The organism is Roseibium sp. MMSF_3544 (genome assembly GCF_030732845.1).
In the GTDB taxonomy this organism is placed as follows: domain Bacteria; phylum Pseudomonadota; class Alphaproteobacteria; order Rhizobiales; family Stappiaceae; genus Roseibium.
In genome coordinates, this window is record NZ_JASHKA010000004.1 from 372,074 (window position 1) to 392,903 (window position 20,830).

The 20,830-nt window shown below is 57.7% G+C and carries 20 protein-coding genes; 9 read left to right on the plus strand and 11 right to left on the minus strand.

The window, feature by feature from the left end; translation table 11 throughout:
• Nucleotides 1-10: 10 nt before the first annotated feature.
• The 5 genes from RBB47_RS08485 to RBB47_RS08505 form a co-directional block, all read right to left on the minus strand.
• Nucleotides 11-1,009: an ABC transporter ATP-binding protein gene (locus RBB47_RS08485; protein ID WP_305985336.1), complete on the minus strand. Its 999-nt coding sequence runs from the start codon at nucleotides 1,007-1,009 to the stop codon at nucleotides 11-13.
• The gene (locus RBB47_RS08490) at nucleotides 1,006-2,040 is read right to left on the minus strand and encodes a Gfo/Idh/MocA family protein (RefSeq protein WP_305985337.1); all 1,035 of its coding nucleotides are present in this window, start codon (nucleotides 2,038-2,040) and stop codon (nucleotides 1,006-1,008) included. Before RBB47_RS08490 ends, RBB47_RS08485 begins: the two co-directional genes overlap by 4 nt.
• Nucleotides 2,037-2,876 carry a carbohydrate ABC transporter permease gene (locus RBB47_RS08495; protein ID WP_305985338.1) on the minus strand — a complete coding sequence of 280 codons (840 nt, stop codon included), beginning with the start codon at nucleotides 2,874-2,876 and terminating at the stop codon, nucleotides 2,037-2,039. Before RBB47_RS08495 ends, RBB47_RS08490 begins: the two co-directional genes overlap by 4 nt.
• 12 nt (nucleotides 2,877-2,888) lie before the next feature.
• Nucleotides 2,889-3,803, minus strand: a complete 915-nt coding sequence (locus RBB47_RS08500; RefSeq protein WP_305985339.1) for a carbohydrate ABC transporter permease — start codon at nucleotides 3,801-3,803, stop codon at nucleotides 2,889-2,891.
• 68 nt (nucleotides 3,804-3,871) lie between these two features.
• A complete protein-coding gene (locus tag RBB47_RS08505; protein WP_305985340.1) occupies nucleotides 3,872-5,125 on the minus strand; it encodes an ABC transporter substrate-binding protein in 1,254 nt (417 codons plus the stop codon).
• A gap of 438 nt (nucleotides 5,126-5,563) precedes the next feature.
• Between RBB47_RS08505 and RBB47_RS08510 the strand changes: the two genes are divergently transcribed.
• Nucleotides 5,564-6,217, plus strand: coding sequence for an NADPH-dependent FMN reductase (locus RBB47_RS08510; protein ID WP_305985341.1), 654 nt, complete (start codon nucleotides 5,564-5,566; stop codon nucleotides 6,215-6,217).
• 29 nt (nucleotides 6,218-6,246) lie between these two features.
• Here RBB47_RS08510 and RBB47_RS08515 read toward each other — a convergent pair whose 3' ends face one another.
• From RBB47_RS08515 to RBB47_RS08540, 6 genes are all read right to left on the minus strand, one after another.
• On the minus strand, nucleotides 6,247-7,590 hold the full coding sequence (locus RBB47_RS08515; protein ID WP_305985342.1) for a nucleotide sugar dehydrogenase: 1,344 nt from the start codon (nucleotides 7,588-7,590) through the stop codon (nucleotides 6,247-6,249).
• A 91-nt stretch (nucleotides 7,591-7,681) separates the two neighbouring features.
• Nucleotides 7,682-8,551, minus strand: coding sequence for a glucose-1-phosphate thymidylyltransferase RfbA (gene rfbA / locus RBB47_RS08520; protein ID WP_305985343.1), 870 nt, complete (start codon nucleotides 8,549-8,551; stop codon nucleotides 7,682-7,684).
• Nucleotides 8,548-9,396 (minus strand): dTDP-4-dehydrorhamnose reductase, encoded by an 849-nt coding sequence (rfbD, locus tag RBB47_RS08525; RefSeq protein ID WP_305985344.1) that lies wholly within the window; start codon nucleotides 9,394-9,396, stop codon nucleotides 8,548-8,550. Before rfbD ends, rfbA begins: the two co-directional genes overlap by 4 nt.
• Nucleotides 9,393-10,448, minus strand: coding sequence for a dTDP-glucose 4,6-dehydratase (gene rfbB, locus RBB47_RS08530; protein WP_305985345.1), 1,056 nt, complete (start codon nucleotides 10,446-10,448; stop codon nucleotides 9,393-9,395). The genes rfbD and rfbB overlap by 4 nt, the downstream gene beginning before the upstream one ends.
• Nucleotides 10,448-11,008, minus strand: a complete 561-nt coding sequence (gene rfbC / locus RBB47_RS08535) for a dTDP-4-dehydrorhamnose 3,5-epimerase (protein ID WP_305985346.1) — start codon at nucleotides 11,006-11,008, stop codon at nucleotides 10,448-10,450. Before rfbC ends, rfbB begins: the two co-directional genes overlap by 1 nt.
• Nucleotides 11,009-11,355: 347 nt before the next feature.
• Nucleotides 11,356-12,126, minus strand: a complete 771-nt coding sequence (locus RBB47_RS08540; RefSeq protein ID WP_305985347.1) for a dienelactone hydrolase family protein — start codon at nucleotides 12,124-12,126, stop codon at nucleotides 11,356-11,358.
• A gap of 182 nt (nucleotides 12,127-12,308) precedes the next feature.
• On the opposite strand from RBB47_RS08540, the gene uxuA reads away from it, so the two are divergent.
• From uxuA to RBB47_RS08580, 8 genes are all read left to right on the plus strand, one after another.
• Nucleotides 12,309-13,514, plus strand: a complete 1,206-nt coding sequence (uxuA, locus tag RBB47_RS08545; protein WP_305985348.1) for a mannonate dehydratase — start codon at nucleotides 12,309-12,311, stop codon at nucleotides 13,512-13,514.
• Entirely contained in the window at nucleotides 13,504-14,208 is a 705-nt protein-coding gene (locus tag RBB47_RS08550; RefSeq protein ID WP_305985349.1) for a GntR family transcriptional regulator, read from the plus strand. The genes uxuA and RBB47_RS08550 overlap by 11 nt, the downstream gene beginning before the upstream one ends.
• Before the next feature lie 43 nt (nucleotides 14,209-14,251).
• On the plus strand, nucleotides 14,252-15,532 hold the full coding sequence (locus tag RBB47_RS08555) for an ABC transporter substrate-binding protein (RefSeq protein ID WP_305985350.1): 1,281 nt from the start codon (nucleotides 14,252-14,254) through the stop codon (nucleotides 15,530-15,532).
• Between the two features lie 67 nt (nucleotides 15,533-15,599).
• The gene (locus RBB47_RS08560) at nucleotides 15,600-16,616 is read left to right on the plus strand and encodes a carbohydrate ABC transporter permease (protein ID WP_305985351.1); all 1,017 of its coding nucleotides are present in this window, start codon (nucleotides 15,600-15,602) and stop codon (nucleotides 16,614-16,616) included.
• A complete protein-coding gene (locus tag RBB47_RS08565) occupies nucleotides 16,609-17,682 on the plus strand; it encodes a carbohydrate ABC transporter permease (RefSeq protein ID WP_305985352.1) in 1,074 nt (357 codons plus the stop codon). The genes RBB47_RS08560 and RBB47_RS08565 overlap by 8 nt, the downstream gene beginning before the upstream one ends.
• Nucleotides 17,683-18,690, plus strand: coding sequence for an NAD(P)-dependent oxidoreductase (locus RBB47_RS08570; RefSeq protein ID WP_305985353.1), 1,008 nt, complete (start codon nucleotides 17,683-17,685; stop codon nucleotides 18,688-18,690). It begins immediately after the preceding gene.
• Between the two features lie 15 nt (nucleotides 18,691-18,705).
• Nucleotides 18,706-19,797 carry an ABC transporter ATP-binding protein gene (locus RBB47_RS08575; RefSeq protein ID WP_305985354.1) on the plus strand — a complete coding sequence of 364 codons (1,092 nt, stop codon included), beginning with the start codon at nucleotides 18,706-18,708 and terminating at the stop codon, nucleotides 19,795-19,797.
• Nucleotides 19,794-20,822, plus strand: coding sequence for a Gfo/Idh/MocA family protein (locus RBB47_RS08580; RefSeq protein ID WP_305985355.1), 1,029 nt, complete (start codon nucleotides 19,794-19,796; stop codon nucleotides 20,820-20,822). Before RBB47_RS08575 ends, RBB47_RS08580 begins: the two co-directional genes overlap by 4 nt.
• Nucleotides 20,823-20,830: the final 8 nt, after the last annotated feature.

The following is a 20,830-nucleotide window of genomic DNA, read 5'->3' on the forward strand; positions in this document are numbered from 1 at the left end:
TCAGCGTTCTTTAGGCGCTCAAGCGGTCTCCAGATGCGTCGAAGTAGTAGGACTTTCCTTCGGAAATCGCGAAGTTGAGCTCCCTGCCCGGCTCGATGGCATGTTGACCGAACAGTCGCGCCGTGAGCTGGTTCCCTTTGACCATTGCAATGACATTGGTGTCGCCGCCAAGCTCCTCGACATGCTCCACAGTTGCACTCAGTTCGCCGTTCTCTGACAGAAACAGGTCTTCCGGACGCACCCCAAGGGTCCGCTCGTCACCTTCCCTAACGAGGCCGGCTGGCAAGAAATTCATGGCCGGTGACCCGAGAAAGCCGGCAACGAACCGGTTGACCGGGTTGTTGTAAAGCTCCATCGGACTGCCGATCTGCTCGACGCGGCCGTCTCTCAAGACAACGATCTTGTCTGCGAGGGTCATGGCCTCGGACTGGTCGTGCGTGACGTAAATCATCGAGGCTTCCAGCTGACGGTGCAGCTTCGCGATCTCGAGCCTCGTGTTCATTCTGAGCGCTGCGTCCAGATTGGACAACGGCTCGTCAAACAGGAACAGCTTCGGGTGGCGCACGATCGCCCTGCCAATCGCGACCCTCTGGCGCTGGCCGCCCGAAAGCTCTGACGGATAACGATCGAGATACTCCTCGAGATTGAGCATGCGGGTGGCTTCGGTGATGCGCTGCTCGATAACGTCCTTGCTTTGCCGCTCCTGTTTCAGCGCGAGCGACATGTTGCCCCTGACGTTCAAATGCGGGTAGAGCGCATAACTTTGAAACACCATGGCAATGCCGCGCTTGGAAGGCGGCGTGAGATTGACGTGTTCGCCGCCAATGTGCACATCGCCCGACGTCACGTCCTCAAGACCTGCGATCACGCGAAGCAATGTCGACTTCCCGCACCCCGATGGTCCGACGAAAACGACAAACTCACCGTCTTCGACCTCGAGATTGACGTCCTTGAGAACATGAACGGGGCCGAAGGACTTGTTGACGTTTTGCAGAGTGAGCGCCGTCATGGCGTTGGCTCCTTTAGTGAGACCGGCTGGCCGGTGCGGACGCTCTCGTCGGCTGCAAGGCAGATCGCCAACGAGCGGACCGCATCCTGCATGTGACGGGAGAGATCGATATTTTCGGAAATGGCGCGCAGCATATATGCCTGTTCGGCGTCGCAGAGTTCCTGGTGCCCGGGCTCATCCGGCAGATCAATGCTGGTGTCACCGCCCGGCCGATGCACCAGAAGGCCACCGACCTTAGTATGCCCATCGACATCGGCGGATGCGCCCTTGTTGCCCTCCACGATGGAGACCGACCCGGCCGGTGAGACGACATCCTTCACGAAAAAAGCCGTCTCGGACATCATCGGGCCCCAACCAGCCTCATACCAGCCGACGGATCCGTCGTCGAAAAACACCTGGAAATGACCGTAATTATACATGTCCGGCGCGATATCGTCGGAGAGCCGCAGCCCCATGCCGCTGACCTTGACCGGATTGGCGTCCGTTATCTGGCACCAGACATCAACATAATGAACACCGCAGTCGACGATTGGAGCCGTCGTCTCCATCAGCGCCTTGTGGGTTTCCCATTCGGCTCCCGAACTTTGCTGGTTGAGGTTCATGCGAAAGACATAGGGCCCGCCGAGCGCGCGCGCTTCCTCGATCAGCCTCACCCAGGACGGGTGGTGACGCAGGATGTAGCCGACCACCAGCTTCCTGTTCGTTTCCTCAGCGCAGGCGACGACGCGTCTTGCATCTTCAACAGACGTTGCAAGCGGTTTTTCGACAAAGACGTGCGCCCCGGCATACATGGCAGCGATCGCGTAGTCTGCGTGGCTGTCGGAATAGGTGGCAATCACCACCAGGTCCGGCGAAGTCTTTTCCAAGGCGACTTCGTAACTGGTGAACACGGGGTACGCGGCAAGCTCCGCATGTTCAACGCTGCCCGACCGGTTGACGAGGCCGACGATCTCGGACGCTTCGTGCCGGTGGTGTGCCAAAGCATGGGAGAGCCCCATATTTCCAAGTCCGGCTATCAAAACCCGGGTCATTTGACGGCTCCTGAGGTTATGCCGCGGATGAGCTGACGCGAGAAGATCACGTAAAGAATGAGGACAGGCAGAATGGCCATGCTGAGTGCGGACAGCACCGCATTCCAGTCGGTTACAAACTGACCGATAAAGACCTGGCTGCCGAGTGTCAGCGTCTTGGTTTCCTCGGCCGGTGCAAGGATCAGCGGAAACCAGAGGTCGTTCCAGATCGGGATCATGTTGAAGACGGCAACCGTCGCCATGGCAGGACGGACCAGAGGCAGCACCAGACGGAAAAAGATGGTGTATTCCGACAAGCCATCGATCCGGCCTGCGTTTTTGAGGTCTTCAGAGACCTGGCGCATGAATTCGCTCAATATGAAGACGGCGAGCGGCAAACCCTGCGCCGTATAGACCAGGATCAGCGCCGTCAGCGTATTGACCAGACCGGTCGCGACCATCATTTCCAGAATGGCGACAGTCCCGATCCGGATCGGGATCATGATGCCGAGCGCCAGATAGAGCCCCATGAGCATGTTGCCCCGGAACCGGTATTCGCTGATCGCGAAAGCCGCCATTGCACCAAAGAGCAGGATGAAGAACAGCGAGGCGACGGTGACGATCATGGAATTCTGGAAGTAGAGGAAGAAATCTCCCTGTTTCATGACCGTCTGGTAGCCAATCATCGAAAAGCTTTCAGCGTCCGGCAAAGCGAGCGGCTCGCGGAAGATTGCTCTTCGCGATTTGAAGCTGTTGATCAGGATCACGAAAACCGGAAACAGGGCAATCAGCGTGTAAAGGATCAGCGCGCCGTGCATCGCGGCGGTGTTGAGTGGGTTGGTGCGGGCCTTGTTCATCACTCCCTCCCCTTAGAGCTGATATCTGCGCATCCGGGTCTGGATGCCGAAGAGATAGATGCACACACCGATCAGGATGATCGCGAACATGGCACTGGCAATCGCAGAGCCCATGTAGGGGTCGCCAAGCTGAAGCTGAAACCCGAAGAAAGTGCGGTACATGAAGGTACCCAGAATATCGGTTGAGAAATCCGGTCCTGCCAAGGCGCCCTGCGCCGTATAGATCAGGTCGAAGGCGTTGAAATTGCCGACGAATGTCAGGATCGAAATGATGCCGATAGAGGGCAGGATCAGCGGCAGCTTGATTTTCCAGAAGGCCGACATCCCGGTAATGCCGTCGATTTCTCCGGCCTCGAGAATTTCTTCAGGAATGGACAGCAGCGCCGCATAGATCAGCATCATCGGTATGCCGACAAACTGCCAGACCGAAATCAGGGACAGGGTCGTCAGTGCGTATTCTTCCTTGCCCAGCCAGGGTGCAAACAGCGATTTCAAACCAACAGCGTTCAAGAGGTCGGGCGCGATGCCCCAGATCGGTGACAGGATGAGTTTCCAGGCAAAACCGACAATCACGAAGGAAAGGATCGTGGGAATGAAAATGGCCGAGCGGTAGAAGGCTGCGAAGCGCAGCCGCGGATGGCTCAGGATGGCTGCCAGCGCGATCCCGATCGGGTTCTGAACCAGCATGTGGATCAGGAAAAACCAGAAGTTATTGCCCAGAGCGTTCCAGAACTGATCGGCCCAGATCGGGTCGCCGAAAAGGGTTGTGAAGTTCTGCAATCCGACAAACACGCGCTCCTGATCGATCTTGCTGTAAAGAGCAAGTCGCAGCGTGTTGAAAAGCGGGAAGATCATGACCGCCGTGTAGACAAGGACCGCTGGGGCCAGGAACACGACGATGTGCCAGCGAAAGCGAGGCTTGCTCATCCGAAGCTCCGGTCAAAGGGTCCCGGACAAGACAAAGCTCGTCCGGGAAGTATGCGAATGTGCGAGGATTACTTGTGCGGCTCGTACCAGCTCGCAAGGCCATCCTGAAGTTTCTGGCCAAGCGCCTCAGGTGTTTCCGTCCCCTTGATGGCGGCAACAGAAGCACCCCAGGTTTCATTCTCCAGGTTCGGCGTGCCACGCGACAGGATCTGGTAAGTGGACCGGATCGTGCTTTCACATTCGTCGCGCCAGCCGACAAATTCCTTGGCCAACGGATCTTCCAGATCAACCGGTGTCTTGGAGAGCGGGAAGAAGCCCGGCAAGGCATTGCCGAAGATCGAGGCGAATTCCGGAGAGGCAACCCAGGCCAGGAATGTCTTGGCGGCTTCCGGATGCTCGGTCTTGGCGTTCATGCCGATACCGATATCGGTGTGGTCGGAAATGTAGCAGGTGTCACCGGCATTGCGGACCGGCGGCTTGAAAGCACCCATTTCGAAATCGGCCTGCGTGTTGAAGCCGGAGATTTCCCAGCTGCCGGCAGGATAGATCGCCGCCCGGCCGAGTGTGAACAGGTTCTGGCTGTCCGGATATGTCTGGGCTTCATATCCGTCACCGAGATACGGGCCCCATTTGGCCAGTGTTACGAAAGGAGCAACCCACTGTTCATCGGTCAGTTTCTGCTCGCCCTTAATCAGGGCGTTGCGGCCTTCCTCACCTTTCCAGTAGTTGGGGCCGATGTTGTTGTAGCCCATCGTGGCCGCTTCCCACTGGTCATTGGTGCCCATCGCCATCGGGATGTAGCTGCCGTCTTCCTTGAACTTGTCCAGAACGGCGAAAAACTCTTCTTCGGTGGTCGGGACTTCCACGCCGAGTTCGTTGAACGCGTCCTTGTTGTAGATGAAGCCGTGGATCACGGATGCCATCGGAACACAGAAGCTGGCAGACCCGTCATCTGACTGCCATGCCGCCTTGGCCACATCGGAAAAGTTGCCCATCGCTTCCATGTCGTCCAAGTCGACCAGATGACCGGCTTCAAACAGGGCAAGAGATGCGTCGAACGGGCGGCAGGTGATCAGATCGCCTGCGGATCCAGCGTCAAGTTTGGAATTCAGGGCGGCATTGTATTCGGTCGGTGCAGACGGCGAAAACTTCACCTTGATGCCCGGATGAGATGCCTCGAAAGCCGGAATGATTTTTTCCTGCCAGAGAGCCAGATCGTCATTCCGCCAACTTTCAATCGTCAGCGTGACGTCTTCGGCATACGCACTGCTGGTAACCAGAGCGGTGCTGACCATTGCCAAGGATAAAAACTTACGTGTCATTGCGCTGTTCCCTGTATTCACTCGGTTTGTGTCGTTTTTCGTTTAATCCAGTCCGACGAGAGAATGCCCCTTCCCCCGGTTTCCACGTTCCGCGCCGCGGAGCTGCAATACACTTTGACCGCGCTCTCTTCGCGGGGCCAGTTTTTTGCAGCCAAAGCATTTCCGTCAGCCTCTCAAAATATAATACCTATTTAATACCATTTGTCGACCGTTAAGTTGCAAAATGAGAATTTCAATGCTTTCCATGCCCTTACCGGGTATATTTGGGGTGATTTGGAAGCTCCAGGGTGTTCCCAAGTAGCCAATGGCATTGTAAAGGTATTACGTGATTTTGGCTCGAATTGGCAGAAATCCGACGCGAAGCAGACATGCAAACCTGTCATGTTCTGAGCACCGGCCTTGCTTTCAAAAGCCGCCCACCCTGGCATGGGGAGCCTTATGAAGTTTCTGGTTTTCATTGGTTCGGAACGAGACAGCACACCGCCACGTCCAGCGCGGCTTGGTAAGCGCGTGGCCGCAGCCTGCGTTGACAGGCTACGCACCCAAGGTGCCGAACCCATTCTGGTCGATCCACTGAAGATCCACCTCCCGAGCCCGTTCAAGCCGCATTTTTCCTACGCTCGCGGTAAGGCTCCGGAGCAGCTTGAAGCGCTCGCGAACCAAATTGCCTCCGCCGACGGCTACGTGATGGTGAGCCCGGAATACAATCATTCCATGTCGCCGACGCTGGCTCATCTGCTCAACCATTTCGGCAGTTCGCTCTTTTCCTACAAACCGAGCGCAATCGTGACCTATTCCGCCGGCCAATGGGGCGGTGCCAGAGCTGCCGTGAACATGCGCACATTCCTGGCTGAGCTCGGATGCCTGCCGGTGTCTGCCATGATCCACGTGCCCAAGGCGCAAGAGGTCCTCGACGAAGACGGAACCTATCTCGACGCCGTCGATGCCGCGCAATGGGACGGATACCTGGACCGAACACTGCACCAGCTGGTTTGGTGGGCGGACGCGGCGCAACATCAGCGTTTGTCTGGCGAGGCCAAGCAACCGGATGCCTTTACCAAGGCACCGTCGCAACGAAACGCACCGTCTTAGGCGATCGCCTCGAAACCAGGTTACGGACCCTATGCTTTTGTTACCAGATCCATCGGCAGGCCGCGCGAAGCGATGGCGTTGCGGGTGTCGACAACAGGGAGTCCCAAACGGATCAGACCTTCATAGTCGATGACATCGTGATCCGTCGAAATCAGGACAGCGTCATAGTCTTCGGCGGTCACATCCTCAAAGCGCGTTGCCTTTCGATTGAGCAGGTGCGGGAATTCCCGCATCTTCGGGATCGTTTCGATATGCGGATCCAGAAAATCAACTTCAGCGCCAGCCTGCAACATCATGTCCAGAAGCACCACCGACGGGCTTTCGCGCATATCCGGGACATTCTTTTTGTAGCTGATGCCGACGAGCAGAATTCTGGATTTGGAAAGCCCCTTCCCGCACTGCCGGTCCAGCACTTCGCGTAATTTTGCAATGACATAGTGCGGCATGTTCACGTTGATCTCACCCGCCAGCTCAATGAATCGGGTGGCGTGTCCATACTCCCTGGCCTTCCAGGTCAGATAGAAGGGGTCAATCGGAATACAGTGCCCACCGAGCCCGGGGCCGGGATAGAACGGCATGAAACCGAACGGTTTGGTCGCCGCTCCTTCGATCACTTCCCAGACGTCGATGCCCATGGCGTCGTAGATCACCTTCATCTCGTTAACGAGGGCAATATTCACCGCGCGAAAGATGTTCTCGGTAATCTTGACGGCTTCTGCAGTTTTCGCGGTTGAGACAGGCACTACCTTGTCGACGACTTTCTCGTAGAAGGCGACCGCCAGCCTGCGCGCGGTTTCGGTATCGGCACCGACGATTTTCGGGATGGAATGCGTGCGAAAGGACTTGTTGCCCGGATCCTCACGCTCCGGACTGAAGGCGACCCAGAAGTCCTTGTCCGGCAGAAGCCCGGAGCTTGCCAGGATTGGCGTGAGAATTTCTTCTGTGGTGCCTGGAAAGGTCGTGGATTCGAGCGCGACCAGAGTGCCCGAACGCATGTGAGCGGCAATGGCTCTGGCGGTGTTTTCGACATAGCTCAAATCCGGGTCACGGTGGCGCGTCAGGGGCGTTGGCACGCATATGACGACAACATCGCAGTCTGCAAGCTTGGAAAAATCGGCTGCCCAGGAGAGCGAACCAACCTGTCCGGCTTCGGCAAGCATGTCATCCGACACCGCAGCGATATAGCTCTCGCCTTGATCCAGTTGCCGGATCTTGTCTGCATCGATGTCAAAGCCAGTCACGTTAAAACCTTGAAGCGCCGCCGTTGCAGCAAGCGGCAGCCCTACATAGCCAAGGCCGACAACACCGACCCGGGCTGTCTTGTCTTCCAGCAATGCCAGAAGCCTGTCAGCCATTGTAACTTCAAGTTCCATTTCAATAGTCCACCCGGATCAGAAGCGCTGGCATTACCCGCCCCAAGAAGAGTTATCGCCGTTGAACATCGTTTGGAGCACCGGGGACAGGCTAAACAAGTGATTCAAGATACTTTCCATACTGCGTTTTCCCGAAGACGCGCGAGAGTTCAAGCAGTTTTTCCTGGTCAATCCAGCCGTTGTTGAATGCAATCTCTTCCGGACACCCCGATTGCATGCCCTGCCGGACGGAGAGCGTCCGAACGAAGTTGCCGGCATCCAGGAGCGATTGGTGCGTTCCGGTGTCGAGCCACGCAAACCCCCGACCCATTTTTTCAACGTTCAGTTTTCCCTCTTGGAGGTACATTTCCAGAAGGCTCACGATCTCAAGTTCACCACGGGCTGACGGCCTTATGTGTTTCGCGCGCTCCGGGGCGTCCCCATCCAGAAAATAAAGTCCCGTGACCGCAAAGTTCGACGGCGGCACCTTTGGTTTTTCGATGATTTCTTCCGCGACACCGTCGTCGTTGAACTTCACAACGCCGTATCGCTCGGGATCGGCGACATGGTATCCGAAAACCGTCCCGCCCATCATCCGACGGTCCGCGGCGATCAGCAATTCCGGCAATCCGTGACCGAAGAAGATGTTGTCTCCCAGCACCATTGTGGAGGCAGCGCCCTTCAGAAAGTCGTCCGCCAGAAGGTAGGCTTGCGCAAGTCCGTCCGGCGAAGGCTGCACAATATACTCAAACCGCATGCCCCATTGGCTGCCATCGCTGAGCAGGCGCCTGAAAAGCGGTTGGTCTTCCGGTGTTGTGATGAACGCCACTTCGCGTATGCCGGCCAGCATCAGAACCGACAGCGGATAGTAGATCATAGGCTTGTCATAGACCGGTATCAGCTGCTTGGAGACCGCTATGGTCAGCGGATAAAGCCTGGTACCGGAGCCACCGGCAAGAACGATACCCTTGCGCTCAGTCATGAAATCACACCCAGTTTCTTCAAGGCATCCGAAACACCTTCCCTCCAGTCGGGGCGCTCAAGGCCGAACGCGGCCAGCGAACTGCAGTTCAGGCGGGAGTTTGCGGGCCGTTTCGCGGGTGTCGGATAGTCGGAGGTTGGTATATCCGTAATGCGGATTTCGCGGCCGGCTTGCCGGAAGATTTCGCGCGCGAAGTCTGCCCAGTTCACGTCCGGCGCTCCGGCGAAATGGTAGGTCCCCGACTTTGTTGGTTCGCGCTGGAGCGCCTCCAGGATTCTGACCGCTGCAAAAGCAATCGATGCAGCAGGTGTCGGACCGCCGATCTGGTCCGCGACGATCGTCAGTTCGCGATGCGTTTCCGACAGGCGCAGCATGGTTTTCAGGAAATTTGAGCCGTGGGCGGAAAACACCCAGCTCGTCCGCAAGATCGCATGAATTGCGCCTGATTTGCGCACGCCCTGTTCCCCAAGCAGTTTCGTCCGCCCATAGGCGCCAAGTGGTCCAACTGGCGCATCGGGCAAAAAGGCCTCGTCACCGTGGCCGTCGAACACGTAGTCGGTTGAAAGCTGTATGATTGGAATGCCAGATGCGGCCGCGGCGTGCGCCATCGCCGCCGGTGCGTCTGCATTGATCCTCCGGGCGGCGTCTTGATCATCTTCAGCCTTGTCGACGGCAGTATAGGCAGCCGCATTGATAATGCCGGCGGGCGCAATCTTTCGAATGGTTTCGCTGATGCCGCCGGCCCGGGCAAGGTCCAGCCGGTCCCGCCCCAAAAAGACTGCGTCCGGCAACACCTCCTTGAGTTCCGTGGCAACCTGTCCGGCAGACCCGAAGACGAGGATCATGGTTTTGCGCCTGCACCGATCCCGAGCCGTTGACCGACGCCGCTCCGGTCTTGAAGCGCCCGCCACCAGGTCTCGTTGTCGAGATACCATTGAACGGTTCGTTCCAATCCCTCCTCGAGACTGACGCTCGGCCGCCACCCAAGCTCATCGCGAATGCGCGCCGGATCGATCGCGTAGCGCAGATCGTGCCCCGGTCGATCTTTAACGAAGGTGATCTGCCTTTCATATGAAGCGCCGGCCAATGGTCGTTTCCGATCGAGAATTGCGCAGACTTCTCTGACAAGATCGATGTTCCGACACTCGTTTTCGCCGCCGATGTTGTATTTGCGGCCGAGGATGCCCTTTTGCAAAACCAGCAAGAGCGCGTCGGCATGATCTTCAACATACAACCAGTCCCGCACATTCTCACCCGCACCGTAGACGGGGATCGACTGGCCCGCGAGTGCGTTCAAGATGATCACAGGGATTAGTTTTTCGGGAAAATGATAGGGGCCATAGTTGTTGGAGCAGTTCGTCACTAGGACGGGCAGCCCATAGGTTTCAAACCATGCCCTCACGAGGTGATCCGAGGCCGCCTTGGAAGCCGAATACGGGCTGCGCGGATCATAGGGGGTGTCTTCGGTGAAGTGCCCCGTTTCCCCCAAAGAGCCATAGACTTCATCAGTTGAAACATGGAGGAAGCGAAAGCTTTCGGGCCGGTTGCGCCCTTGCCAATATCGTCGCGACGCTTCCAGAAGGTTGAAGGTACCGCTGATGTTGGTTTCGATGAACTCTGCCGGACCGTCGATGGACCGGTCGACATGACTTTCCGCTGCCAGATGGAGAACTGCATCAGGACGATGGTCTGCAAATATCCGCTCCAATGCGCCCCGGTCGCGAATGTCGGCGTGCTCGAAGGCGTAGAGCGGGTCGTCCGCAACGGGAGCCACGTTATCGAGGCACGCCGCGTAGGTCAGAGCGTCCACGTTTATGACGCCAAAACCTTCTTTGACCGCGCGCCGGACAACAGCGGACCCGATGAAACCCGCACCGCCCGTTACCAGAATTTTCATCAACGACCCCGAAACTCGAATGGAGTGGCAAAGTCCGCGAAGTCTATCGCCTTCGCGTCCTTTTCGGACAGAACTGTTTCGGCACCTGTTTGTGGCCAGGAGATTCCGCAGCTGTCCCAGCGAACAGCGCCTTCACAATCCGGTGCGTAGTATGCGGAGCATTTATATTCAACTTCGCAGTTATCTTCGAGGGTTATGAAGCCGTGGAGAAAACCTTCCGGAATGAAGAGTTGGTGCCTGTTCCCGTTGCCCAGCTCGACCCCCAACCAGTTGCCATAGGTCGGCGCTCCGCGGCGGATATCGACAGTCACATCGAAAATGCTGCCACGTGTACATCTCACCAGTTTGGCCTGGGCATGCGGCGGAGCCTGAAAATGCAGTCCGCGAACCGTGCCCTTTTGCTTGCTCAAAGAGTGATTGTCCTGAACAAACTGCGTGCCGATACCGCTTTCGGAAAATGCCCGCCCGTTCCAAGTCTCGGAGAACGTGCCCCGCTCATCCTCAAACAGCCTCGGCGTGATCAGAAGGACGCCCGGCAGGCTTGTTTCTTCGACAATCATTTGACCCCCAACCAAAGATACGTATCGCCTTTTGCCCCTGTCCCCCCCGACCGAAAAGGCGGTCATTCGGGTGACGGTATACGGCAATGCGGACTTGGGCTGAAAGTGACGAAAACAATTTGGCTCAAATAGGACCCCTGCCCCTTCAATTGCATTCCATTCAAGGGACCGGTTCGAGCGACCCGAAACAACAATCCTGACTTGTGAGGCTTGGATATATCTTCACTATCCCTGAAACGAAATGATAACTTTTATAATTAAATTCAATATTTTAGCTCTAATCTGATTCCGCAATCAGTTGTTGAAATCAAGTTGCTCTTGAAGGTAAGAACAGCCCGCGCGGACACTCAAAGAGGCGCCAGGAAGTGTTTCAGCGCCGATCGCATTGCGGGCGTTTCCGCGTGTCCACCAGATGGTTCGATCACGGTTTCCAGCCGTTCCGGACAATCGCCATAGGCTTTCGCGACAGGCGCCAACGCCACTTCGAATGCCGCCTTGGGGGTCAGCGGATCGTCAAGGCCGACCCCGATGAGCTGCGGCCGTGGCGCGACGAGTGCGGCTACATCACCCATGTCGTGCTCGGACAGCAATCCGGGGACTGTCATGTAGTGCCCGTGCAGATCATGCGCACCGGTCTTGAGCAATTCCCCGATGCTTGCGAATGCACAAAGATGGGCACAGCGTGCGACGCGCTCTTCCAGCGCGGCAAACCAGTAGGACAGAGTTGCACCCATTGAGATCCCGAACGTGGCAATGCGGTCGGGCGCTATCCCGTGGAGTGCCGACAATGCCGAAAAACCTCGTCCAAAGTCATCCAGCATAAGGCCAAGAAGCGGCCTGCCGTTCCATTGTGCCTTCTTGCTCAGAGCCGATTCCGTTCCCTCGGACTGACGTTTTCCGAAACCCGGCATCTCCGGGCAGAGCACAGTGTGTCCCTGCTTCGCAAGCCAGAGGCCAACCGGCGGCTGCAACAGGCTCGGACGTCCGTCCGTGACTTCGGCCATGCCGATCTCATAACGGTTTCCGTGGGCATGCGCATAAAGAATTCCAGTGCCTGTCCGGTTTGAGCTTGGCGGCAGCAAAAGACGGGCCGGAATGGTGCTCTCTTCAGATTTCACAATTCCTTCAAAGCATTGGACGTCGCCGACTATCCACCGCCGTTCATCAAACCATTCGCCGGAACGTTTGATCTGACAGCCCGTCAGCTCGAGCAGCCTCTGTTTGCTCAATCCCATTGCTCGAAGGATTCCTTGCCAAATCGTTACTGGTATACTAGAACATCAATCGGGAGGAAAAGCTAGTGCGGCAGACGTGGCGATGGTTCGGTCCACATGACACAGTTTCCCTGTCGGATATCCGGCAGGCCGGTGCTGTTGGTGTCGTCACCGCCTTGCATCACCTAGAGGCAGGTGTGGCTTGGGACACTGCTTCAATAAGGAAACGTCAGCGCGAAGTAACGGACGGGGACAACGGCCTTTCATGGGATGTTGTTGAAAGCCTGCCGGTGTCGGAGGAAATCAAGTCCCAGTCCGGAGATTGGAAATCACACCTTACCGCCTACCGGGATTCGCTTGAAGCGCTCGCGCAGGCCGGAATCCAAACTGTCTGTTACAACTTCATGCCGGTGCTTGACTGGACGCGCACGGATCTGAATGCCCGCATGCATCATGGCGGTACAGCCATGGCTTTCGACGTGATCGACTTTGCCGCGTTCGACCTGTTCATCCTCAAGCGGGAGGATGCAGAAACGGACTGGTCGAATGGGGTGAAAACAGAGGCTCGTCAAGCCTACGACCATATGGATGACAACCGCCGCAGGCAGCTTGCGGGAAATGTCACCATGGGTTTGCCCGGCGCGGCGGCGGGCTGGACGCTTCCACAACTACGCGAACAGCTTGCGCGGTACAAAGGCATTGATCAGGACCGGCTGCGCCGCAATCACATCGACTTCCTTGAAGCCGTTGCCCCGCTTGCCGAAACGCTCGGCTTGCGCCTGTGCTGCCATCCCGACGATCCCCCTTTTCCGCTGCTTGGATTACCGCGCGTTCAGTCGACAGCGGAGGATTACCGTTCCCTCTTTGCTGCGGTCGACAGTCCCGCAGTCGGCATGACGTTCTGCTCCGGTTCGCTGGGGTCACGCGCCGACAATGATTGCGTTGCAATCGCGCGCGAGTTTGCACCCAAGATTTTCTTCGCTCATTTGCGAAACGTCCGGCGCACGTCCGAAACCGTTCCAAACTCGTTTTTCGAAGACGAGCATCTGGCAGGGCAAACCGACATGGTCTCGGTGATCGAAGCGCTCCTGGGGGAGGAAACCAGACGCCGCCGCCAAGGCCGTGCGGATCACGAAATTCCGATGCGGCCCGACCACGGGCAGGCCATCCTGAGCGATTTAGGTATGGACGGACAGCCCGGATACCCGGCCGTTGGCAGATTGAAGGGTCTGGCTGAATTGCGAGGCGTCATGACTGCGCTGGAAATGAAGAGGGAGCGGCATGAACTCTGAAACGCTCAGCGCGGAAAACCTCTTTTCGGGGTGGCGTGTCAATTCTTCCCAACCGATTGCGCCGCAGGCCTACGAATATCTCCGGCAGTGTATCGTCGACAACCGTCTGCCCCCCGGCGCTTCGATCAGCGAGGCCGTTTTGGCGGCCCAGATGAATATTAGCCGCACGCCTCTCCGGGCAGCCCTGCAACAGCTGGCAGGCGAAGGCCTGATCGTCACGCGGCCACAGGTTGGCTCGGTGGTCGCATCCCAGGACACCGATCGGCTAGAAGAAGCGGTTTTCATGCGGTCTGCGCTTGAGGAAGCGGTGGTGCGCCGCCTGGCGGAAAAGGGCCTCGACAACCGAGACGTGGAAAAGTCATTTGCAATCCAGAAGCTGGCGGCAGACGCGGACGATTACGCGACATTCTTCCGCGAAGATGAACAATTCCACGCGCGGTTGGCGGAGCTGGCGGGTGTTCCGAACACCTGGCGCCTTGTTCACTCGGTGAAGGGACATGTCGATCGGCAACGTTACCTCATGATGGCAGGCATACCTTACCGCTCCATGCGTGCCTACAACGATCACCTGGAAATTGTCCGCCGCATTCTTGCGGGGGATGGAGATGGGGCCGCTCAGGCCATGCGCATGCATGTGCACTCGGTTCTGGAACTGGTACCGGAAAATGGTGCCTTGCTGCAAAAGCAAGCTTGAGAGCTTGTTGATGACGGCTGATTAACGGTCGGGAGGAGTACCAATGACCTATCGAATGAAATCATTGTTGGGAACCAGCATCTTGTCGCTGGCCCTCATGACCAGCAGCGCAATGGCGGAAACCGAGTTGCGCATGACCTGGTACGACGACGGTAATGAGAGCGCAGCCATGCAGGCTCTGCTCGACAAGTTCGAGCAGCAGAACCCGGACGTCTCCGTCACTCTGGACGTTGTTCCCTACAAGGCAATCATTGAAAGCCTGCCCGTGCAACTGGCGGCCGGCGACGGACCGGATCTGGCCCGCGTGACCGATCTGGGCGGCCTGTCCAAATACTACCTCGACATGACGCCGCACCTGGAAAACACGGAATACTGGCGCGAAAGCTTCGGTCCGTTCCTCAAATGGCTGTCCCCTGAAGGGGATGCCATTTCCGGCTTCATGACGCAGCTGAGCGTGACCGGCCCTTACGTGAACAAGACCTTGTTCGAACAGGCCGGTGTTGAAATGCCAGGCGAAGGAGCAACATGGGACGACTGGGCGACTGCCGTCAACGAGGTCGCTTCCAAGCTGGATATTCCGATCCCGATGGCATGGGACAGGTCCGGTCACCGCGTGTCGGGCCCTGCAATCGCGCAAGGTGCGAAAATGTTCGATGCCGACGGCAATCCGGCCTTGGTCGATGACGGCCTGAAGGCGATGGCGACAAAGCTCTATGACTGGCACCAGGACGGAACCATGGCCAAGGAGCTCTGGGGCTCGGTTTCCGGTTCGACCTATCTCGGCGCAAACGAGGATTTCGCTAACGCGCAGGTCGTCATGTACATGTCGGGCTCCTGGCAGATCCCGCAGTTCGCGGACAAGATAGGCGATGCGTTTGATTGGTGGGCAGTTCCCGCCCCTTGCGGACCGGCAGCCTGCACCGGCATGCCCGGTGGCGCAGCGCTTGTTGCGATAAAGGACACGGAGCATCCTGAGGAAGTTTCCAAGTTGATGGAATTCCTTGCCCAGGAAGAAAATCTTGCTGAATTCTACGGCAAGAACCTCTTCATCCCAGGACATCTTGGCCTGGCTGAGGGTGGTGTCGAATTCGCGTCCGAAGATCCGCGCGCAATCCATGCACTTGAGACTTTTGCCGGCGCTGTACCAAGCATCTCGCCAGTTGCCTTCGATCTGCAGGGTTACGCGAACAACCGTGTGATGTTCAACGCCCTGATTTCACGTCTTGGCGAGGCCATTGTCGGCGAGTTGACGCTGGACCAGGCCTTTGAGCGCATGACCCAGGACGTCGAGAAGCAGCTTGCCGAGAAGGAACGCGGCAACTAAGCGACTGCCTTTATCCCGGCCGCAAGGCCGGGATATCTCTTTCCTGGCGCGTTTTGCGAGTTAGATCATGTCTTCCGACACAAAGATGACGCTGTCTGAACGGCTTCAGACGGTCGCCGGCTGGCCGCTGCAGATGTTTTTCAGAATTCTCGATGTTCCGTTTCGAGCAATTCAGAAACTCGGCGGCATCGGGCCGATGCCCTATGTTTTCCTGCTACCGAACCTTGCCTTTTTCGGGTTGTTTGTTGTCGTTCCGCTGTTCATCAATTTCGGCTTCTCGCTGACAGGCGGCACCAATCTCTTCCCGCAAGACCGTGTCTATGTCGGAACGGAACAATATGAGTTTCTTTTCAATTGCGAGAACTATGCGGACACGACGACTTGCCAGGAAGACCGGTTCTGGAAGGGATTGTTCAACACGGCCATCTTCGTGTTTTTCCAGGTTGCCTTTCTTGTCCTGTTTTCGCTGATCACAGCCCTTGTCCTGAACCGCAAGATCAGGGCGCGCGGCTTTTTCCGGGCCGTTTTTTTCTTCCCTGTCCTCTTGTCACCGGTCGTGGTTGCACTGATCTGGAAGTGGATCCTGCTGCGCGACGGCATCCTGAACGCGTTTCTCGTGTCGCTTGGCTTCGACAAGATCCTGTTCTTCGTTTCGCCGGAATGGGCGATGTTCTGGGCGATCTTTGTGTCAATCTGGGCACATATGGGATTTTACACGCTCATCCTGCTTGCTGGCCTGCAGGCCATTCCCCCGGATCTTTATGAAGCCGCGGAAATGGACGGTACCTCCAAGGAGCGTGTGTTCTGGCGAATAACACTGCCGCTTCTTTGGCCGAACATGCTTGTCGTCATCGTGCTGGCGCTGATCAAGGGCGTGCAGATATTCGACGAGGTTTACGTCCTGACCGGCGGTGGGCCCGGAACCGCGACGCAATTCATCGTGCAGTACATCTACAACACCGGCTTTACCAACCAGGTACAGAATTTCGGACTGGCATCTGCCGCTTCGGTCGTTCTCGGCGTGATGCTGTTCGCCCTGACAATGATGCAACTGGCTGCCACAAGGAGGCGCGACAATGGCTGATGCGACAGCAAACCGGGTCACGGTCGGCACCCTGCTCACAGCCCGGCGCGGCAATGGCAAGCTGCATTGGACCGATATCTTTACCTACCTTTATCTGGGGTTCGGCATATTGCTGATGTTCGGACCGGTCGTCTGGCTGGTCCTGTCTTCCTTTAAGACGCCAGCCGGACTGCTCGAATTCCCGCCAACCATGCTGCCGCTTGGTCAGATCAGTGTCGAAGTGGAAGGTTATGACGATCCCCTGCCCGTCTTCCGCGCAACGCTGGAGGACGGCACACAGAAAGACCTGGCACAGATCCGGCGCATCGGCATCGTCAGCCAGATGGTGGATCCGGCGAACCCCGAGAACACCTACAAGGTGCCCATCTCCGATCGCACGCCTGTGCGGGAGTTTCGGATTGCAACCGAAAACTATGTAGAACCTCTGCAGAGGTTTAACTTCGGGCGATACTTGTGGAACTCTGTCGTCGTAACAGTGGTTGCGACGGCGATCACGCTCCTGATCAACTCCATGGCCGCCTACGGCCTGTCGATCTACGAATTCAGGGGCCGAAACGCGATCATGCTGTTCGTGATCGGCACCTTGATGATCCCCATAACCGTGATCCTGGTGCCGGTCTATCTGGTGGTGACCTCGCTCGACATGGTCAATTCGCTTTGGGCCGTCATCTTGCCCGGCGCGGCAACGCCGACAGGTGTCTTTCTGCTGCGCCAGTATATGCTCACCCTGCCGCGAGACCTCATAGAAGCGGCGCGCATGGACAAGGCCAGTGAATGGCAGATCTATTGGCGCGTGGTCCTGCCGCTCGCCATGCCGGCCATTGCCGTTCTCGCCATTTTCTCGATCATGTGGCGCTGGAACGATTTCCTCTGGCCTCTGATCGTCCTGAACCGGTCCGAAGTCTACACGCTGCAACTCGGCCTGAACGCCTTCCAGGGAGAGCTCGACGTGCAGTGGCACTTCATTCTGGCCATGACAGTCGTAACGCTCATCCCGGTCGTGCTCATCTTTGCCTTCCTGCAAAGGTTCATCACCACGGGCATCGCAAACTCGGGAATGAAGTGAATGAAGCCGCTCATTTTTCTGGATCCATTCCCTCGCAACGAGATGATGGTCTATGACAAGGCGACGGAAGACGCGCTGAGCGATATGGGCCGGGTGGTGTCCCATTTCGGCAGCCGTGCACCCGACAGCATGGTTGAAGACATCCTCGGTGATGTTGAAGTTATCATCGGCCAGACGGCAATGCCGAAGGAACGGCTGGATCGCGCGCCGAAGCTGCGTGGCATCCTCAACGTCAAAGCCAACTGGGAACCCAACATCGACTATGCGGAAGCCCACGCGCGCGGTATCCGCGTTTTGTCGGCGGCCCCGTGCATGGCGCCGGCCGTTGCTGAGTTCTGTATCGGTCAAGCCATTATGCTGGCGCGCGGTCTGCACGTTTCCGACAGTCTTTTCCGGGATGGAAAGGAAGCCTACGGGATTGCCGGGAACGGCGAGGCCTACTCCCTTTATGACTCTGACGTTGCACTTGTCGGCTACGGCAATCTTGGCCGCGCGCTGGTTCCGCTCCTGCGCCCCTTCGGCTGCCGCATCCTGGTTCACGACCCCTGGCTTTCGAACGGATACCTGACGAGCGAAGGGGTTGAACCGGTCTCTTTGGAGGAAGCTCTTTCCAGACCGCAGTTTCTGTTCCTGCTGTCCGGCGTGACCACAGAAAACGAAGGTTTTCTGGACCGGGCGAAGCTTCAGACGATCCGCCAGGACGCGAGCGTCATCCTGGCGAGCCGCGCAGAAATCGTGACGTTTTCCGATTTTCTTGATCTTGCTGCCCAAGGCCGCTTCCGGGCGGCAGTCGACGTCTTCCCGGAAGAACCGGTCGCGGACGATGACCCTATCCGCAGGACACCCAATGTCCTGTTTTCCGCACACCTGGCAGGCGGCATTCAGCCGTCTTATGCGCGGATTCGTGAAGCCATGCTGGATGATGTTGGGCAGATCCTGAAAGGGCTCCCCCCGCTCAGGCTGCAACGCGCCGAACCAAGTCTCGCCGGTAAAATGCGCAGCCGGTAGGAAAAGGACAACAAGATGACCCAAATCGAACTGAAAGACGTGCGCAAATCCTACGGCGCGGTCGACGTGATCCACGGGATCAACCTGTCCGTGGACTCCGGCGAATTCGTCGTTTTCGTCGGGCCCTCGGGATGCGGCAAATCCACTCTTTTGCGCATCATCGCCGGACTTGAAGACATAACCAGCGGGGCGGTTGAAATCGACGCCTCGGTGGTCAACGGCATTCCAGCATCCGAACGCGGCCTTGCCATGGTGTTCCAGTCCTATGCGCTCTACCCGCACATGTCGGTCTACAAGAACATGGCGTTCGGTCTCGAAAACTCGAAAATGCCGAAGGCCGAAATCGACCAGCGCGTGCGCGAAGCCGCCGAGATGTTGCAGATCACCGATTATCTGGACCGACGTCCGAAGGCGTTGTCCGGCGGTCAACGCCAGCGCGTGGCCATCGGGCGCGCGATCGTGCGCGATCCCAGGGCTTTCCTGTTCGACGAACCCTTGTCGAACCTTGATGCGGAATTGCGCGTTGCCATGCGCAAGGAACTGGCTGCGCTGCACGCCAAGATTGGCGGCACGATGATCTATGTCACGCACGACCAGACGGAAGCGATGACGCTTGCCGACAAGATTGTCGTGCTTCAAGGCGGCGTGGTCGAGCAGGTGGGCAAACCACTCGACCTTTACAACAATCCGCAAAATGCTTTCGTGGCCGGCTTTATCGGGTCGCCGCGCATGAACCTTTTGAAAACAACAGCCGAGGCAGACGGAGACGGAATTGCTCTGACTGCAGGAAATATGCGCGTCGCCCTACCCGCGGTTTCCGGCATCAGTCCCGGCGACACCGTGACCTGCGGCATTCGCCCGGAGCACATCGCGATCTCGGACGACACCGGGTTGGACGACATCACTGCAAAGGTCTTCCTGTCCGAACAACTGGGCGGCGAAACCTACCTTTATTGCGAAGCAGACAGCATCGATAACCTGACCATTCATCAGCCCGGACAATTGCCGGTCAATAATGGCGAAGTGCTGAAGCTACGCTTTGATCGGGCGCAGATGCACCTGTTTGATGCTGACGGCAAGGTGATCACCAATGGGGTGTCGTCTTGAAAAAACTCGGTTTGGCCGTCATCGGCTGCGGTATGGGTGCAAAGCCCCATGCGGCGGCACTCAAAGACCTTTCGGGCACGATCGACGTAAAAGGCGTTTACGCACGCAGCGAAGCAACCAGGACTGCCTTTGCCGCGGAACACGGCTTTGCCGTTTCAAACAGCCTGGAAGAACTTGCCCGTGATCCCTCGGTCGATGCCGCGCTGATCCTGACACCTCCCAACGCGCGGGAAGACATCGTTCGCCTGTTTGCCGGGAGCGGCAAACATGTCCTGAGCGAAAAGCCGCTGGAACGCAATCTTGAGGCAGCCCGGCGTATCGTCGGAATTTGCGAAGAGAACAACGTCAGTCTCGGAATTGTCTTCCAGCATCGATTTCGTCAGGCGAGCGAAAGACTGGCCGCCACGCTTGCTAAGGGCGACCTGGGTGAGATCCGCGTTGTGCGCGTCGAAGTGCCGTGGTGGCGGGATCAAAGTTACTATGATGAGCCCGGGCGCGGCACCTATGCCCGCGATGGCGGCGGCGTCCTGATTTCGCAAGCGATCCATACGCTCGATCTGATGCTGTCCCTGACGGGCCCCGTCGCCTCCGTTCAGGCCCTCGCCGCAACAACAGCCTTCCACAAGATGGAGGCGGAAGACTTCGTTGCCGGCGGTTTGCGGTTTGCCTCAGGCGCTGTTGGCTCGCTGTTTGCGACGACGGCTGCGTATCCCGGCGATGCGGAATCCATTCGCCTCGATTGCGAGAAGGGAAGCGCGCTTCTGAAATCAGGGACGCTCACCATCGATTGGCGCTCCGGCGAACAAACCGTCGTCGGCGAAACTGCGGCAACTGGAGGCGGCGCGGATCCCATGGCCTTTACCCATGAGTGGCACCGCGATCTGATCGCGGATTTCGCCGATGCAGCACTAACCGGACGCGCACCCCGCGTGACCGGGAGAGATGCCCTGCAGACACATTCCCTCATTGCCGCACTGGAACGCTCGTCGGCGGAAGGCGCGCGCGTTCCGGTCGCTCACCCTTAAGGAAGAAA